14 protein-coding genes are annotated in these 15,378 nt (G+C 39.3%); 10 read left to right on the plus strand and 4 right to left on the minus strand.

Annotated elements, in window-relative coordinates:
* Nucleotide 1: 1 nt before the first annotated feature.
* Together nirB and ALPR1_RS01590 are read right to left on the minus strand one after the other, a co-directional pair.
* On the minus strand, nucleotides 2-2,512 hold the full coding sequence (gene nirB / locus ALPR1_RS01585; protein WP_008197948.1) for a nitrite reductase large subunit NirB: 2,511 nt from the start codon (nucleotides 2,510-2,512) through the stop codon (nucleotides 2-4).
* Nucleotides 2,513-2,818: 306 nt separating this feature from the next.
* A complete protein-coding gene (locus tag ALPR1_RS01590; RefSeq protein ID WP_008197949.1) occupies nucleotides 2,819-3,241 on the minus strand; it encodes a nucleoside-diphosphate kinase in 423 nt (140 codons plus the stop codon).
* 187 nt (nucleotides 3,242-3,428) lie between these two features.
* On the opposite strand from ALPR1_RS01590, the gene ALPR1_RS01595 reads away from it, so the two are divergent.
* Genes ALPR1_RS01595 through ALPR1_RS01610 form a run of 4 tightly spaced genes read left to right on the plus strand, consistent with a single transcriptional unit; the run spans nucleotide 3,429 to nucleotide 6,587 of the window.
* On the plus strand, nucleotides 3,429-4,463 hold the full coding sequence (locus tag ALPR1_RS01595; RefSeq protein ID WP_008197951.1) for a DHH family phosphoesterase: 1,035 nt from the start codon (nucleotides 3,429-3,431) through the stop codon (nucleotides 4,461-4,463).
* Nucleotides 4,464-4,514: 51 nt separating this feature from the next.
* Entirely contained in the window at nucleotides 4,515-5,438 is a 924-nt protein-coding gene (locus ALPR1_RS01600) for an FKBP-type peptidyl-prolyl cis-trans isomerase (RefSeq protein ID WP_008197953.1), read from the plus strand.
* Between the two features lie 45 nt (nucleotides 5,439-5,483).
* Nucleotides 5,484-6,035, plus strand: a complete 552-nt coding sequence (locus ALPR1_RS01605; RefSeq protein ID WP_040302449.1) for an FKBP-type peptidyl-prolyl cis-trans isomerase — start codon at nucleotides 5,484-5,486, stop codon at nucleotides 6,033-6,035.
* A gap of 6 nt (nucleotides 6,036-6,041) precedes the next feature.
* Nucleotides 6,042-6,587 (plus strand): FKBP-type peptidyl-prolyl cis-trans isomerase, encoded by a 546-nt coding sequence (locus tag ALPR1_RS01610; protein WP_040302451.1) that lies wholly within the window; start codon nucleotides 6,042-6,044, stop codon nucleotides 6,585-6,587.
* A 17-nt stretch (nucleotides 6,588-6,604) separates the two neighbouring features.
* On the opposite strand, the gene ALPR1_RS01615 is transcribed toward ALPR1_RS01610, so the two are convergent.
* Nucleotides 6,605-7,195, minus strand: a complete 591-nt coding sequence (locus ALPR1_RS01615) for a methyltransferase family protein (protein ID WP_040302452.1) — start codon at nucleotides 7,193-7,195, stop codon at nucleotides 6,605-6,607.
* Between the two features lie 32 nt (nucleotides 7,196-7,227).
* Here ALPR1_RS01615 and ALPR1_RS01620 point away from each other — a divergent pair, with 32 nt between their 5' ends.
* Together ALPR1_RS01620 and deoC are read left to right on the plus strand one after the other, a co-directional pair.
* Nucleotides 7,228-8,433 carry an NAD(P)-dependent oxidoreductase gene (locus ALPR1_RS01620; RefSeq protein ID WP_008197957.1) on the plus strand — a complete coding sequence of 402 codons (1,206 nt, stop codon included), beginning with the start codon at nucleotides 7,228-7,230 and terminating at the stop codon, nucleotides 8,431-8,433.
* A 9-nt stretch (nucleotides 8,434-8,442) separates the two neighbouring features.
* On the plus strand, nucleotides 8,443-9,108 hold the full coding sequence (deoC, locus tag ALPR1_RS01625) for a deoxyribose-phosphate aldolase (RefSeq protein ID WP_008197958.1): 666 nt from the start codon (nucleotides 8,443-8,445) through the stop codon (nucleotides 9,106-9,108).
* On the opposite strand, the gene ALPR1_RS01630 is transcribed toward deoC, so the two are convergent.
* Nucleotides 9,105-10,211: a Na/Pi symporter gene (locus tag ALPR1_RS01630; protein ID WP_008197960.1), complete on the minus strand. Its 1,107-nt coding sequence runs from the start codon at nucleotides 10,209-10,211 to the stop codon at nucleotides 9,105-9,107. The genes deoC and ALPR1_RS01630 overlap by 4 nt on opposite strands.
* Before the next feature lie 234 nt (nucleotides 10,212-10,445).
* On the opposite strand from ALPR1_RS01630, the gene ALPR1_RS01635 reads away from it, so the two are divergent.
* From ALPR1_RS01635 to ALPR1_RS01650, 4 genes are all read left to right on the plus strand, one after another.
* Complete coding sequence (locus tag ALPR1_RS01635; RefSeq protein ID WP_008197962.1) at nucleotides 10,446-11,585, plus strand: hypothetical protein; 1,140 nt, start codon at nucleotides 10,446-10,448, stop codon at nucleotides 11,583-11,585.
* A gap of 33 nt (nucleotides 11,586-11,618) precedes the next feature.
* Nucleotides 11,619-12,035, plus strand: a complete 417-nt coding sequence (locus tag ALPR1_RS01640) for a nucleoside deaminase (RefSeq protein WP_040302455.1) — start codon at nucleotides 11,619-11,621, stop codon at nucleotides 12,033-12,035.
* Between the two features lie 104 nt (nucleotides 12,036-12,139).
* Entirely contained in the window at nucleotides 12,140-12,745 is a 606-nt protein-coding gene (locus ALPR1_RS01645) for a superoxide dismutase (protein ID WP_008197965.1), read from the plus strand.
* A gap of 200 nt (nucleotides 12,746-12,945) precedes the next feature.
* A complete protein-coding gene (locus tag ALPR1_RS01650) occupies nucleotides 12,946-15,375 on the plus strand; it encodes an outer membrane beta-barrel protein (RefSeq protein ID WP_008197966.1) in 2,430 nt (809 codons plus the stop codon).
* The last annotated feature ends 3 nt before the right edge of the window (nucleotides 15,376-15,378 follow it).

The following is a 15,378-nucleotide window of genomic DNA, read 5'->3' on the forward strand; positions in this document are numbered from 1 at the left end:
CTTACCAGGGTTTTGGCATTTTTTGATCTCTCATGGGGACAAAAACTAAGCGGTCATCGGTTTCATCCGTGTTGACAAAATGCTTGAAGCGTTTCATCATTTCTGGGCTTTCTATCGCCTCCTTCCATTCACAGGCATATCTGTTGACCAATTCTTCCATCTCATTTTCTAATTCTTCTCCTAATCCCAAAGAATCTTCCACTACTACTTTTTTCAAATAATCAATTCCACCTTCAAGTTTATCCAACCAAGGAGCTGTTCTCATCAATGGAGCGGCAGTTCGGATGTAATAAATCAAAAAGCGATCTAGGTATTTGATACAGGTTTCATCATCTAGTTGCGAAGCTAATAACACCGCATGTTTAGGTGTAGCCCCACCGTTTCCACAGACGTAGAGGTTCCATCCACCTTCCACGGCGATGATTCCAAAGTCTTTTCCGCGGGCTTCGGCACATTCTCTAATGCATCCAGAAACTCCACCTTTTAATTTATGTGGGGATCTTAAGCCCTTATATCTTTCTTCAATTCTGATAGCAAAACTTACTGAATCGTGCATTCCATACCTGCACCAGGTAGAACCCACGCAGCTTTTGACAGTTCTTAAGGATTTTCCATAAGCATGACCACTTTCGAATCCAGCATCAATAAGCTCCTGCCAAATCAAAGGCAGCTCGTGAAGTTGGGCTCCAAAAAGGTCGATTCGCTGGCCGCCGGTGATTTTGGTGTAGAGGTCGTATTTTTTGGCGACCTCACCTAAAACCATTAGCTTATCAGGTGTTATTTCACCTCCTGGAACCCTCGGTACGACTGAATAGGTGCCATTTCTTTGGATGTTGGCAAGGAATCTATCATTAGAATCTTGGATAGGGACTTGACGATTGGCAGTTTCCATAAAGATGCTGGCAAAAATGGAGGCCATTACTGGCTTACAGATTTCACAACCATGGCCTTTACCATATTTATCCAATGCCTCATCATAGCCTCCGATTTTGTTGATTTTGATTAAATCATATAATTCTTGACGGCTGTAATCAAAATGTTCGCAAACAGTCTCTTTGACTTCTTGCCCTAAGGATTTTAAGGTTTCATTAACCAAGTCAACCACCATAGGCTTACAGCCACCGCAGCAGCTAGAGGCTTTTGTACTTTGGACTACTTCTTTGAGGTTGGTACAAGCTCCGCTTTTTAATGAATCACAGATTGCTCCTTTGCTTACCGCTTCGCAAGAACAAATTTGTGCGCTATCTGGCAGGTCCAGAGCAGAACCCATAGTTGAAGAGCTTCCTTCACCTCTAGAACCTAGAATGAGTTCTTCTGCATCTTCAGGAAGTGGAAGGGAATTGATGTAGAGCTGGAAAAGTGAATTATAATCTGAGGCATCGCCTACGAGAATCCCTCCAAGTAATTTTTTGCCATCTTTGGTGATGTTGATTCTCTTATAAATGCCTTTTTGTTTGTTTTCATAGGTAATAGCTGTAGTCTGCTCATCGTCAATAAAAGGGTCACCGAAGGAAGCTACTTCTGTTCCTACTAATTTGAGCTTGGTAGACATATCGATGGTAGGACTCATTAATTTATCCCCACCAGTAATTTGATCCACTGCTACGCTTGCCATTTCATAGCCTGGTGCTACCAAGCCATAAATGCCATTATTATATAATGCGACCTCTCCAATTGCGTAAATTGAGGGGTCTGAAGTTTGCATCTTGTTGTTTACTTCTATTCCTCCTCTGGAACCTGTGACGATGCCTGCGCTTATTGCCAGCTCATCCCTGGGCCGGATCCCGGCAGAGATGACAAGCATGTCGTAAGAAGCTTTCTCCTCATCATGGAATTCAATTCCAGTCATTTCATTTTCTCCAAGAATTTGTTTGGAGTTTTTGCTTAAATGAACGGAGATTCCAAGGTCTTCGATTTTAGATTTGAGTAGGTCACTGGCCGCCTGGTCTAGCTGCCTTGGCATAAGTCTAGGAGCAAATTCAATGACATGTGTTTCCATTCCCAGTTCTTTGGTAGCATTTGCTGCTTCAAGACCTAAAAGGCCTCCTCCGAGAACAGCTGCTTTGAATCGCCCCTTGTTTTTCATTTTATGGGCATATTCCTCTATTCCTTCCAAATCTTCGATGGTCCTATAAATAAAAACACCTGGCTTAGAAACTCCTTCCAAGGGAGGTATAAAGGGAGAAGAACCTGTCGCTAAGATTAAATAGTCGTAGTGAAAAGCTTCATTTTTATGAGTTAAGACCAGTTTGGACTTTGGGTCGATTTCTGAAATCATTTCAGAGGTTCGTAACTCAATATCATTTTCCTCATACCATGCTCTTGGAGCAAGCAATAGTGGTTCGGATGACTTCAAAGAAAAATACTCACTTAGATGTACTCGGTCATAAGCAGGTCTTGCTTCCTCACCAAATACTACAATTTCAAAGTCAGATCGATTAGCATGAGCGGCTAGTTTTTCACAAAACTTATAGCCAACCATTCCATTTCCTACGATTATTACCTTTTTCATGTCTACGTAAATTAGACTCAAATATAAGTAAAAATACGTATATCAAAATAAAAACCTTAAAAATAATAAGTTGGAATACGTAATGTTATTTCCTTGAAATTCATGAAATATGGGTGTATCGAGGCTTAAATGCATATTTAAGCAACTGGGAATGATTCTATGTACTAGTAAGTAAATAAAGTATAAATACGTATATAAGGAGTAAAATCTTCTCAGGCTAGGAGGGAAACAAAAAAAAATGAGATTGACAAAAATCAAAAAAGGCACCCCCGAGGAGGTGCCTTAAAGAATCGATTGGGTAACAGATTATGCGATTCTTTCAGTTTGTGAGAAGAAGAATGAGCCTTCGATAGCTGCATTTTCATCAGAATCAGATCCGTGTACTGCATTTGCTTCGATAGATTTAGCAAAAATCTTTCTGATAGTACCTTCTGCAGCATCAGCTGGGTTAGTAGCACCAATTAATTTTCTAAAATCTTCTACAGCATTATCTTTTTCCAAGATAGCAGCGAAAATAGGTCCAGAGGACATATAAGCGCAAAGATCTCCGTAAAAAGGTCTTTCTTTATGAACTTCGTAGAATTTACCTGCAAGAGTTGGAGTCAATTGAGTAGCTTTCATTGCTACGATTTTGAATCCAGCTTCTTCAATCATTTTAAGGATGGCTCCTGAGTTACCAGCTGCAAAAGCATCCGGCTTGATCATGGTAAATGTTCTGTTTGTTGCCATGGGTTTTGTATTTACATTGGTTTATTTCGGGCGCAAAAATAGGAGAATTATATCCATCTTCCGAGTTTTATAAATTATTTATCTCATATCAGGCTTATTTTCAAGGAAATGCACAAGTTGGGATTTGTCAAAAAATTACTGACCTTTGCGACTTACTTAGAGCCAAAGGGCCGCTAATTCTAAATAAATGGAAGCATTAGCCTCATTTAAGAAAAAGATTTCATCCCCCAAAAAAATATTCATTACCACACATGTCAAGCCCGACGCGGATGCATTGGGGTCTTCATTAGGTATGGCAAATTACCTGATCAAGAAAGGGCATGATGTAAGTGTAGTGACTCCTACAGATTATCCTTCCTTCCTGAATTGGATGAAAGGCAATGATGACGTGCTGGAATTTAATAAACCAGAACATCAGAAAATTGCTACCAAGAAGTTAGAGGAAGCTGATATCATCTTTTGTTTGGATTTCTCTGTGTTGCACAGAGTTAATGAACTGGGAGAAATGATTCGGAATTCAGATGCATATGTGGTTAACATAGACCATCATCAAGATCCCGAAGATTTTGCAGATTTTGAATATTCCAGCACGAAAGCTGCTGCTACTTGTGAACTTGTTTACGAGTTGATCGTGGAGCTGGGGGATAAGAAATTGATCGACAAAGACATTTCAGAATGCCTATATGCAGGTATCATGACTGATACCGGTGGGTTTAGACATCCTAATACCACCAAAAATGTTCACCTGGTTGTTGCCGAGCTAATAGAACTCGGTGCCAATGGATCCCAGATTGCCAATTGGATTTATGATTCGAATTCAGTCAACCGATTGAAATTTATCGGATTTGCGATCAGCAGAAGATTGGTGGTAAGGGAAGATCTTCATACTGCCTACTTTGCGATCAGTAAAAAAGATCTTAAAAAATATCAAAGCCAGACCGGGGATACTGAGGGATTGGTCAATTATGCATTATCTTTGGACGGCATAAAAGTGGCTGCCTTGTTTTCGGAGCGAGAAGATGGGATTAAAATCTCATTTAGATCATCCAGTGAAGTTGCTGTTAATAAGTTTGCAGCAAAATATTTCAATGGAGGAGGACATAAAAACGCTTCCGGAGGAAAGTCAGACCTTGGTTTAAAAGAAACTGTAGAGCATTTTGAAAAATTGGTGGAAGAAAATCAAGATGAGCTTTTTGCTGCTGAGACTGTCAGCGCAGAGTAAAGCCAGCTTAATTCCTACCAAAAAAGATAATTTGAAAATCACTTTAATTTTATGAAAAACAACAGAAGCCTATTGGCTATCCTAGTGCTGATGCTTGGTACGTCTATCCTTTCCTCTTGTCAAAAGAAGAAAGTAACCGAAAAAGATGGGATTGAATACACCTTTATCAAAGAAGGAGATGAAAAAGCTCCCAATGGTGAGTTTCTTCTTTACAACCTGAAGATTGCGACTGCTGATGATTCTGTGATTTACTCAACCGATAATCAGCCTTTTCCAGGTTATATGATGGCAAATGACTCTGTCAAGCCTACGAATGGAATGGACGAGATTTTCTTAAATCTTCGCAAAGGTGATAGTATTGCTTTTGAATCTACTGCTAGCATTATTTTCGGCCCAAACACACCTCCTACTTTAGAAACTACAGATGTGGTAAAAGTAAATTTGGGAGCATTTGATATTATGGACCAAACAGAAATTGAGACATTCTTTAATGAAAGAATGGAAGCAGAAGAAGGTAAAAAAGCTGAGCGAAACAAAGAACTTTTGCTTGAGCAGGAAAAAACTATTGAAGCATATGTTGCGGAAAAGGGTTTAGATGCGAATAAGACTGAGAGCGGTCTTTATTATGTCATCGAAGAAGAAGGAACAGGAGATGCCGTTACTGCAGGTGCCACTATGCATGTAAACTATGCTGGGTATTTGTTAGATGGAACTATGTTTGATACTTCTATTGAAAACCTAGCTAAGGAAAATGATATTTTCAATGAGAACAGACCTTATGAGCCTCTACCTGTTAACGTAGGAATGGGTCAAGTAATCCCAGGTTGGGATGAAGGTTTACTTTTATTGAAAAATGGATCAAAAGGAAAATTCATTATTCCTTCTCCACTTGCTTATGGAGAGAACGGTGCTGGAGCTATGATTCCACCAAACTCCATTTTGGTATTCGACGTAGAAGTTACAGGTGTTGAATAAAAGTTCCGCTCGGAATTAAGAGACATTTAAAACTATACCAACAAAATGAAAATTAATCTTTATCCCGTATTTGCACTATTGCTATTGAGCACTTTGATGATTTCTTGTGTCAGTGATCAAGAGTCAGCTCAGGTCATTTATGATCGAGATATTGCAGCAATCAATGATTACATCGAGGCGAACAACTTGACCAATGTCAAGGAGTACAATGACCCAACTTATGGCATCCGTATTATCTGGCAAGAAGTTTCTGATAGCGGCGTTGAAATAGAGTTAGGTGATACGCTTGTTGTGGATTATACAGGAAAGTTGCTGTCAGATAGAGTATTTGATTCTTCTATCGAGACAGTGGCCAGGGATAACAATATTTACACTTCCTCCAGAGAATATATTCCTTTGAAATTCAGATTGGGACTTGGTTCTTTAATCTTTGGATTTGAATATGGAATTGCTCAAATGGAAGAAGGAGATAAAGCAACCGTGTTTATTCCTTCTGATTCAGGATATGGTAGAAACTCCAATGGAGATATTCCAGCAAATTCACCTTTAATTTTCGAAATGGACCTTAAGGAAGTGATTCCAGGTCCGACAGAATAATAATCAATGAGATACCTTCCTATAATACTTCTCTGCCTATTTTTCGGACTCATGAGCTGTGAGCCAAATAACCCATTCAATACAGGTCCTGCCTATGATGTGGATGGCAATCTGGCAATTGACTCTGTGAAAATAGTATCCTATTTGGATACTGCCCAGATCGATAGTTTATATAGGATCCATGATCCTTCCGGAGTGGTAATTATCGTTCAGGAGGAAGGAGAAGGTTCACGTCCGATTGGAAGTACTGTGGTTTATACAGATTACATCGGTACGCTGATGGAAGATGGATCCTTGTTTGACACAAGTATCAGATCTGTAGCCCAAGACAGTGATATATATGATGAGGATAGAGATTATTCAGTATTGAGTTTTGTACTAGGGGCTGGCCAGGTTATTACCGGCTGGGATATTGCCTTCAGAAGACTACGCCCTGGAAGTAAGGCTCGATTGGTAATCCCATCTCCTTATGGCTATCGAGACCAAGAAAGGTTTAAGATACCCGCCAATTCAGTTCTGATTTTCGACGTAGATTTCAAAGGAATAGATTAATAAAAGATAAAGAGGGCTTAGGCCCTCTTTTTTTTGAATATCCTGGGAAAGAAAACAGGAACTTCTTTCTGATATTTTTGATAGGCCTCCCCAAAAGTTGCCAGCATATTTTTTTCTTCATAATAAATCCCAAAGGGAAGGTATACCAATAGACATAGCAGGTGGATCAATGAGGTAAGCTGTCCAGCGACAAAAAGATAGCCAATAAAGATTAAGACTAGCCCTACGTACAAAGGGTGTCGGGTTCTGGAATAAAGTCCTGAAGTAACCAAAGAAGGTTGGCTTTCGGGAGTACTAAGCCCCAAAAATTTCTTAAGTTGAATTTGTTTGCTTGACTTGATCGCTATGATTGTTCCGAAAGTTGCCAAAAGGTACCCAAAATAGGTGGTAAGAGGGCTTAAAGGGATGATAAGCTGACTTGGAAACATGGCCGAATAAATGAGAATCCAGGCAAAACCAAGAAATGAAAATAAAGAATAGAAAAGACGGTATCTTTTCATCCGACTTGGGGATACAGCTTTTAGATTTCTTTTTATCTTGGCAGAAGCGAAGAGGCTGTGTAAGAAATAAAAGATACTCCAAAAGAGTACCAACCATGCATAGTCCATTTGTAGTATGATTACCCGATAACCTAATTTTTATGAAAATCGGAATTATCCGTGAAGGTAAAAACTTTCCCGACCGGCGTACACCATTTATACCTGAGCAACTTCAATATATCCAGAATGGATTTGAAGGACAATTTACTTTTCAGGTGCAGTCTAGTCCCCATCGATCTTATTCAGATCAAGAATATGCGGAGGCAGGTATAGAAGTGGTGGATAATCTTCAGGAATGTGATGTGATTTTTGGGGTTAAAGAGGTGCCTATCTCTGATTTGATGGAAGGGAAATCCTATTTCTTTTTCTCTCACACCATCAAAATGCAGCCGTACAACAGAAAGCTACTGCAGACTATTCTAGAAAAAAATATTCGCTTGCTGGATTATGAAGCATTAAAAGATGAATCAGGAAAGCGAGTGGTAGCTTTTGGAAGGTGGGCTGGAATAGTTGGAGCTTACAATGCTTTTTGGACTTATGGAAAAAAAACTGGACTCTTCGATATCAAAAGAGCTTTTCAATGTCAAGATCGAAAAGAACTTCATGATGAATTGAAAAAGGTGCAGCTTCCACCAGTAAAAATCGTGGTGACAGGTTCCGGAAGAGTTGGAAATGGAGCAATTGAAATTTTAAAAGAACTTGGGATTAGAGAAGTCTCTATCCATGATTTTCTTCATCAGTATTTTGAAGAGCCTTGCTTTTTGGTTTTAAAATCGGAGGATTTTAATCGTAGAAAATCCGATGGAGGATATGATAAAGAAGAGTTTTATAGCTTCCCAGAGAGGTATGAAAGCCATTTTATGAAATTTGCTGAGGTCAGTGAGATCATGATTTCCACTCATTTTTGGAATCCAGGTGCTCCACGATTATTTCAATTGAATGAAATCGATAACCCGGATTTTGCCATTTCTGTGATAGCGGATGTATCCTGTGATATCCATGGATCTGTTCCTACCACCTTGCAAGCTTCAAATATTCAAGAACCAGTATTTGACGTTGAAAGGGAGACAGGAGAAGTTATTGAGGCTTTTGGAAGCCAAACTAGCATTTCTGTCATGGCGATAGATAACCTTCCTTGTGAATTACCTAGAGAGTCAAGTGCAGCTTTTGGCAAGCAATTAACCCAATGGGTCATCCCTGAATTGAATAAGGAGTTTTCACCTATTTTGGAAGGAGCTACCATCGCGAGAGATGGGGACTTAACTTTGGAGTTTATGTACCTCAATGACTATGTAAAGGGGGTATAAATTGTCACTATGAAAAATTTTCAAAGATTTTTAGAATCTACCCTTCTGAGTGCTACGATGAATGAACAAGAAGTGAATAGCTTGGTTCGTGAGGCAATTGAAGAGCAGTTTGTCGGGGTATGTGTTCCTCCTTTCTGGGTCAAAAAAGTTAATAGAGAGCTTCAAGAAGAAGATATTCAATTGGTCACAGTTATAGGCTTCCCTTTTGGCTATACTGATACTGGAACCAAGGTTTTTGAAACAAAAGAGGCGATACGGCAAGGGGCAGATGAACTTGATCTGGTTTGGTCTCAGACGGCATTTCATTCAGGGATGAATTGGCCCAAAATCGAGATTGCCCAGATTTCAAAGATTTGCCATGAGGAAGGAAGGATACTAAAAGTAATTATAGAAACTGCTAACCTCACAAAAGATCAAATGAGGGATGCTTGTTTGATTTGTCAGGATGCAGGAGCTGATTTCGTTAAAACATCGACGGGTTTTGCATCAGGCGGAGCCAAAGTAGAAGATATTCAGATCATGCGATCAACGCTTTCTTCCAATGTGGGGATTAAGGCCTCTGGGGGAATAAAAACGTTTGATTTTGCACAGCAATTGATACAAGCCGGTGCTGATCGAATTGGAACTAGCTCAGCCAAGAAACTCCTCGAGGAGTGGAGAAACCAAATACTTTAGGTGCTGAAGTAAATCAGCAAAAATGGAATAATAAAGAAGGTCAGTAAGATATATGCAAAGCCGATGAATCGAGTTTGTACTGACTTTCTCCCCATATATTTCGCCAAGGTGACAGGAATGTTTCTAATTCCCGGAAAGGGTAAAAAGATTAATGCTCCAAAGAAATTAAATAGGAAGTGGACGAAGGCCAAGGCAATGGCTGCTTCGGTTTTATAGATAGCAGCAATGGCAGCGGTGATGGTCGTTCCAATGTTTGCTCCTATGATAAAAGGGAATGCCTTTTTTAGCGAGACTTTTTTATTGGCTACCAAAGGAACCACCAATGATGTGGTTACCGTGCTGGACTGGACTGCCGCTGTAAAAAAGGTCCCATAGATGAATGCCAAGTAGGGCTTTTTAAACACCATGTTGTTGATGCTTTGAAAGCTGTCAAGGACAAAAGCTTTATAGACGGCGGAAGAAAGCAATTTGATCGCCCCAAAAACCAAGAAGATAGCAATGACTAAAGTCAGGAAGGGGATCTGTAAAACTTCCGAAATCCACTCTGTCAGGGGTCTGGTGAATACTTTGTTGTATCCAAATCCGCCAGAGTAACTTTCTCCTGTTAGGAATAGGGAGGCAAGTTGATGAGCAATTTTTGATAAGAATTTAAAATATAGCTCTAAAGGAAAGAGGATTGCCACAGTGATAATATTGAACAAATCGTGCAAGACCCCTGCGGATATAGCTCTTTTAAAGTGTTTCTTCTTCATGATATAAGAGAAAGAAACCAATGTAGAGGTTAGGGTGGTACCAATATTTGCTCCCATCACCATAGGTACCGCCTGTTCCAAACTGATATTTCCCGCAGCGACTATGGCTACAATACTGGAGGTCACTGTAGAACTACTCTGTAACAGTGCAGTCATCAGCAAACCAATGAATAAACTGACGAAGGGGTTTCGGGTAGCCATTAAAATGTTGCTGGCGACAGAATTATTGAGCTGTCCCATGGCCACCGTCAACAGATCAATTGAAAAAATGAATAATACGATAGCCAAAAGCATTAAAATAAAGCTTTTTGGCTTGTTGGCTACAGGTTTTTCCTGATCTAATAAGTCCATTCCCTAGTATTACCCTTTACAGATTAACAAAACTTTTGGGCTCTTATTACAACTATAAACAAGTAAACCCAAATTTTTATTAAAATAATTGGCAAAAGTTGAAATTTTTTTGCGATTTGCAAGAGAAAACATGAGGAATAAAGAAGAATTTGCCCTTACTTAACAATTTCTTAACACTCTAGGAAAATTATCTTCCTTAATTTTGGGCTCCAAAAGAAAAACGAACTCATAGCCATGGCTAAGAAGAAAAAGAATTTAGATCAAAATATCAATCAGGAGAAGTTAAGTAAAACGGCCTACTCACTTTTTGATTTCGCTAAAAAAGAAAAACAATTCCTGCTGGGGATTTGTATTTTGATCTCAATCGCTGGATTAATTACACCCTATACTTATGCGGCCATGTGGTTTGGCTTTGCATTGGCGGCCTATTCAGCAATTGCTAATGATAGTATTCAGACGATCGGTACATTTATCGCATCCAACCAATCCCGAAAATGGTATTGGCTTTGGCTTTTTATGGGATTGATCTTTGTGGCAACAGTCACGTACAGTTGGTTTGCTTTTGACGGCGATGTCAGTTACCAACGATTGAGTACCAAAGGATTGGAGAAAGCACCTGAAAGCTTTGTTTTCCTCCAAATAGCGGCTCCTATTGTCTTATTGATTATGACCCGCTTGAGGATGCCGGTTTCTACGACTTTCCTTTTGCTCAATGTGTTTACCTATAGTGCAGGAACCATCGTAAGTGTGATGTTCAAAAGCTTTGTAGGCTATCTATTGGCATTTACTATAGCTATTGTTGTTTGGTTTGTTTTAGAGCGGTTTGTCGCCAATTATTTAAAGGGGAAAGCAAAACCGTATTGGTACATACTTCAGTGGTTGACATCAGGAACACTTTGGGCAGTTTGGATCATGCAGGATGCTGCCAATATTGCTGTATTTTTACCTAGACAATTATCTGTATTAGAATTCTCCGTTTATACCGGCTTCGTATTCGTAGGACTTGGATTCCTATTTTATCTAAAAGGAGATAAAATTCAAGGTATTGTCAATGAGAAAACCAATGTAACAGACGTCAGAGCTGCAACCATTGTGGATTTGGTCTATGCGGTTATCCTTTTCTACTTTAAACTTTATAGCCATGTACCTATGAGTACTACCTGGGTATTTATCGGATTGTTAGGTGGTAGAGAATTGGCAATTGCCATTGGAAAGCATGATAAATCCAACAAGAGAAAAGCTTGGTTAATAAGAGCTGTGACACTTGCCAGAAAGGATGTTTTCAAAGCAATGATTGGTTTAGTGATTTCATTGATATTGGCTGTTATCATCAACAAGGGAGTTAGAGACGAGATTATAGCTATTTTCTTCTAATAGGATTTGGAGTTATTCACAAAAGAATATTACATGAATGAGGCCTTAAAACAGGCCAAAATAGCATTCGAAGAAGGAGAGATACCTGTTGGAGCAGTCATTGTATTGAAAAATAGGATCATTGCGAGAGCCTATAATCAAACCGAAAAGCTCAATGATGTCACCGCGCATGCCGAAATGTTAGCAATCACTTCGGCTGCGAATTATATGGGAGCAAAATATCTCAACGATTGTAAGCTTTATGTTACCTTAGAGCCTTGTACGATGTGTGCTGGGGCTCTTTTTTGGTCTCAAATTGGAGAAGTACATTATGCCGCTCAGGATGAGAAGAGAGGCTATAGAAAAAGCAATCCTGAGATTTTGCATCCAAAAACAAAAGTTTTTCAAGGTCCTTTTCGAGAAGAATCCGAACAGTTGATCTTAGATTTTTTTAAAAAACTGAGAAAGTAAAAGGAATTTGAATTTCATGGAATTTTTTTTCTTTTCTGCCAGTTTCATAGACAGACTATTTGAAAGAATTAAATTTTAATCGTTTAACCTTAAATTTTAACAATATGGCTTTTGAACTTCCTTCATTACCTTATGCATACGATGCGCTAGAACCTAACATCGATGCGAAAACAATGGAAATCCACCATTCAAAGCATCACAATGGATATGTGACTAATTTGAATAAAGCAGTGGAAGGAACTGATCTTGAGGGCAAATCTCTCGAGGAACTTTTAAAGATTGCAGGATCTAATACTGCAGTAAGAAATAACGGTGGAGGTCACTTCAACCACTCTCTTTTCTGGTCTATCCTTTCTCCTGATGGAGGTGGTGAGCCAACAGGCGAGCTTGCGGACTCGATAAGCGCTAAATTTGGATCTTTTGCAGCTTTTAAAGAAACATTCAACAAAGCCGCAGCTACTAGATTTGGTTCTGGTTGGGCATGGCTTTGCATCGATACCAAAAAAGAGCTTTGTGTTTGCTCTTCTCCAAATCAGGATAATCCTTTGATGGATGTTGCTGAATGCCCTGGAACTCCTATCCTAGGATTGGATGTGTGGGAGCACGCATATTACCTAAATTACCAAAACAGAAGACCTGATTATATCAATGCATTTTGGAATGTGATTGATTGGGATGCAGTAAGTAAAAGATATGCTGCTGCGAAGTAATAATTGAAAAAAATAGAGAAAACCCCGGCAGAAATGTCGGGGTTTTTTGTTGAATAATGATCGATTAAGTGTTCGTTTTCGATACATGTCTTTTTCTGTCCACTTTTAAAAAGTCGCTTTTTAGGCATTTTGGGCAATTTTTTAGGATTGGCATCCCGTTTTCATTGCATGGTTGAAATCAACACACATATTTCATAGTAATGAAAACTACCAACTTGTTTTTTTTAACCCTTTTCATCTATATGCTAGGGTTAAGTAATCTAGCCGCAAAAGATATCAGTAAAATTTCAGGGAAGATTCTGGATCAGAATGGACAAGCTGTCCCTTATGCCAATGTTGCTTTGATCGCCATCGGTGATGGGCACTTGGTTGATGGTACTGTTTCTGACGAGGAAGGAAGATTCATTGTAGAATCCACCAAAACCTCTGAAGTGAAATTGGTGATCTCTTCCATTGGATTTAAACCATTTGAATCAGAGCCTTTTCAATTAAAACCTGGGTTGATCAAAGAAATGGGCGAAGTCCAGATCCAAGATGAAGCCACTGGTTTGGAAGAGGTAACTGTTAGGTCTACTCGCCCTGAAATTATTATTCAGCCTGATAAGACGGTTGTCAATGTTGAAGGTACAGTAATGGCTGAAGGTTCAACCGCTCTGGATGTAATCGGCAGATCTCCGGGTATCTATGTTGATCAGGATGGAATAATCAATCTTAATGGCCGAAGTGGTGTGGTGGTCATGATCAACGATCGTCAAACTTATATGAGTGCTACCGACCTGGCCAACTTCCTGAGAGCGATGCCAGCTGATAACATCAAAAGCATTGAGGTTATCAACAATCCATCTGCAAGATTCGATGCAGAAGGTTCTGCAGGTGTGATCAACATCGTCTTAAAGAAAAATACCGTAGATGGGATTTTTGGAAATGTACAGGCGGGTGGTCAATACAATGGTTTTTGGGCCCCGATTGCAGGAGTTTCCTTGAATGTTAAAAAAGGAAAATGGTCTACTAATGCTGATTTGAACTATAATCACAATGCCAATTTGAATGAATTGGATATTGAGAGGAATTTTGATGTGCTGGAGGGAGTGTCCAATTTCATGCAGGAATCAAGAATTAGACAGAGAAACAAGAATTTGTTTTTCAATGGAGCAGCAAATTATGAGATCAATTCTGACCATAATATTGGACTGAATATTCAAGCTTCTGACTTTGACAATGTAACCACCAACCCTTCTTTAACTGCTATTAGTACTCCAGGTGTTGCAGAAAACACATTTTTGGATTCATACAATGATTCCAAAGGTGGCGGGAATAGATACTTTGGAAACCTGCATTATGGTGGGAATTTGGATACTCTGGGAACGAAGATCACTGCGGATATAGATTTCACCAGAATGAATTCCGGAAGTGAATCATTATTGAGTACTACGACCTGGGAAGGCGAAGATGTGGAGAATGGAGAGCGTGGAAAATTGAATACAATCAATGATATGTATTACAATATCTTCACAGCAAAAGTAGATTTTGTAAAGCCTATCTGGAATGGTACCCTAGAGACAGGTGTCAAAGGATCTTGGGTTAAATCTGATAATAACTTAGACCTGACTTTATCTATCGAAGATGGTCCATTTGAGCCAACCCCAAATAGTAACCACTTTATATACAATGAAAATGTATTGGCAGCTTATGCTTCTTTTAAAGGAAAGATTTCTGACAAATTGAGTTACCAAGCTGGGTTAAGAGGTGAGTTTTCTGATATTGAGGGTAATTCTGTGACCTTGGATCAAATCAATACGCAAAATTATTTTAACCTATTCCCAAGTGCTTTTCTTCAGCATAAGGTGAGTGATAACTATCAGATCGTTTATAATGCCAATAGAAGGATTACTAGACCAAATTATAGACTCTTGAATCCATTCGTTTACTACATTGATCCGTTGACATCAGAGCGAGGAAATCCTAATTTGAAACCTCAGTATTCCAATAACTTTGAAATGAATCATGTGGTGAAAGGAGCATACCAATTCACCTTAGGCTATAGCGAAACAACGGATGCATTTATGCAGGTGTTTATTCAGGATGATGAGGAAAGAACTACGACGACCTTTACCGATAATTTTGACAAAACAAGAAATGCCAATTTTAGAGCAATGGTGCCGGTTCAGATTCGCGAATGGTGGGGAACTTCTAATATGTTGCAGGTAAATTACAACAGATATAAGTCGCTAATAGGCGATGATTACTTAGACACTGAGCAGACCTCATTTATGGTTAGAACACAGCATAATGTCAATCTTCCTAAAGGGTTCAAGCTAGAAGTAGTGGGAATGTACCTAGGCCCGCAGATTTGGGGTCAGGGAGAATTGAAAGGTTTTGGTTGGGTTGACGCTGGTGTGACCAAGACTATTATGAAGGATAAGCTAACAATCGCTGTCAACGGAACCGATTTGTTTAGAACCCAAGTGATTCGAGCGAAAGTAGATTTTGCGGACATCGATACTTCATTCAGACAATATAGAAGTAATCAAGGTGTGAGATTTACATTGAGATACAGATTCTCCAAAGGTGAAAGCTTCAGAGTGAATAAAAGCACAGGAAGCTCCGAAGAGAGAGACAGATTGAATTAAACC

It is taken from the genome of Algoriphagus machipongonensis (assembly GCF_000166275.1).
Classification (GTDB): domain Bacteria; phylum Bacteroidota; class Bacteroidia; order Cytophagales; family Cyclobacteriaceae; genus Algoriphagus; species Algoriphagus machipongonensis.

Bases quoted from the DNA above. Each gene is read 5' to 3' on its own strand.
- nirB (WP_008197948.1), bottom strand. From the start codon at position 2,512: ATGAAAAAGGTAATAATCGTAGGAAATGGAATGGTTGGCTATAAGTTT.
- ALPR1_RS01590 (WP_008197949.1), bottom strand. From the start codon at position 3,241: ATGGCAACAAACAGAACATTTACCATGATCAAGCCGGATGCTTTTGCA.
- ALPR1_RS01595 (WP_008197951.1), top strand. From the start codon at position 3,429: ATGGAAGCATTAGCCTCATTTAAGAAAAAGATTTCATCCCCCAAAAAA.
- ALPR1_RS01600 (WP_008197953.1), top strand. From the start codon at position 4,515: ATGAAAAACAACAGAAGCCTATTGGCTATCCTAGTGCTGATGCTTGGT.
- ALPR1_RS01605 (WP_040302449.1), top strand. From the start codon at position 5,484: ATGAAAATTAATCTTTATCCCGTATTTGCACTATTGCTATTGAGCACT.
- ALPR1_RS01610 (WP_040302451.1), top strand. From the start codon at position 6,042: ATGAGATACCTTCCTATAATACTTCTCTGCCTATTTTTCGGACTCATG.
- ALPR1_RS01615 (WP_040302452.1), bottom strand. From the start codon at position 7,195: ATGGACTATGCATGGTTGGTACTCTTTTGGAGTATCTTTTATTTCTTA.
- ALPR1_RS01620 (WP_008197957.1), top strand. From the start codon at position 7,228: ATGAAAATCGGAATTATCCGTGAAGGTAAAAACTTTCCCGACCGGCGT.
- deoC (WP_008197958.1), top strand. From the start codon at position 8,443: ATGAAAAATTTTCAAAGATTTTTAGAATCTACCCTTCTGAGTGCTACG.
- ALPR1_RS01630 (WP_008197960.1), bottom strand. From the start codon at position 10,211: ATGGACTTATTAGATCAGGAAAAACCTGTAGCCAACAAGCCAAAAAGC.
- ALPR1_RS01635 (WP_008197962.1), top strand. From the start codon at position 10,446: ATGGCTAAGAAGAAAAAGAATTTAGATCAAAATATCAATCAGGAGAAG.
- ALPR1_RS01640 (WP_040302455.1), top strand. From the start codon at position 11,619: ATGAATGAGGCCTTAAAACAGGCCAAAATAGCATTCGAAGAAGGAGAG.
- ALPR1_RS01645 (WP_008197965.1), top strand. From the start codon at position 12,140: ATGGCTTTTGAACTTCCTTCATTACCTTATGCATACGATGCGCTAGAA.
- ALPR1_RS01650 (WP_008197966.1), top strand. From the start codon at position 12,946: ATGAAAACTACCAACTTGTTTTTTTTAACCCTTTTCATCTATATGCTA.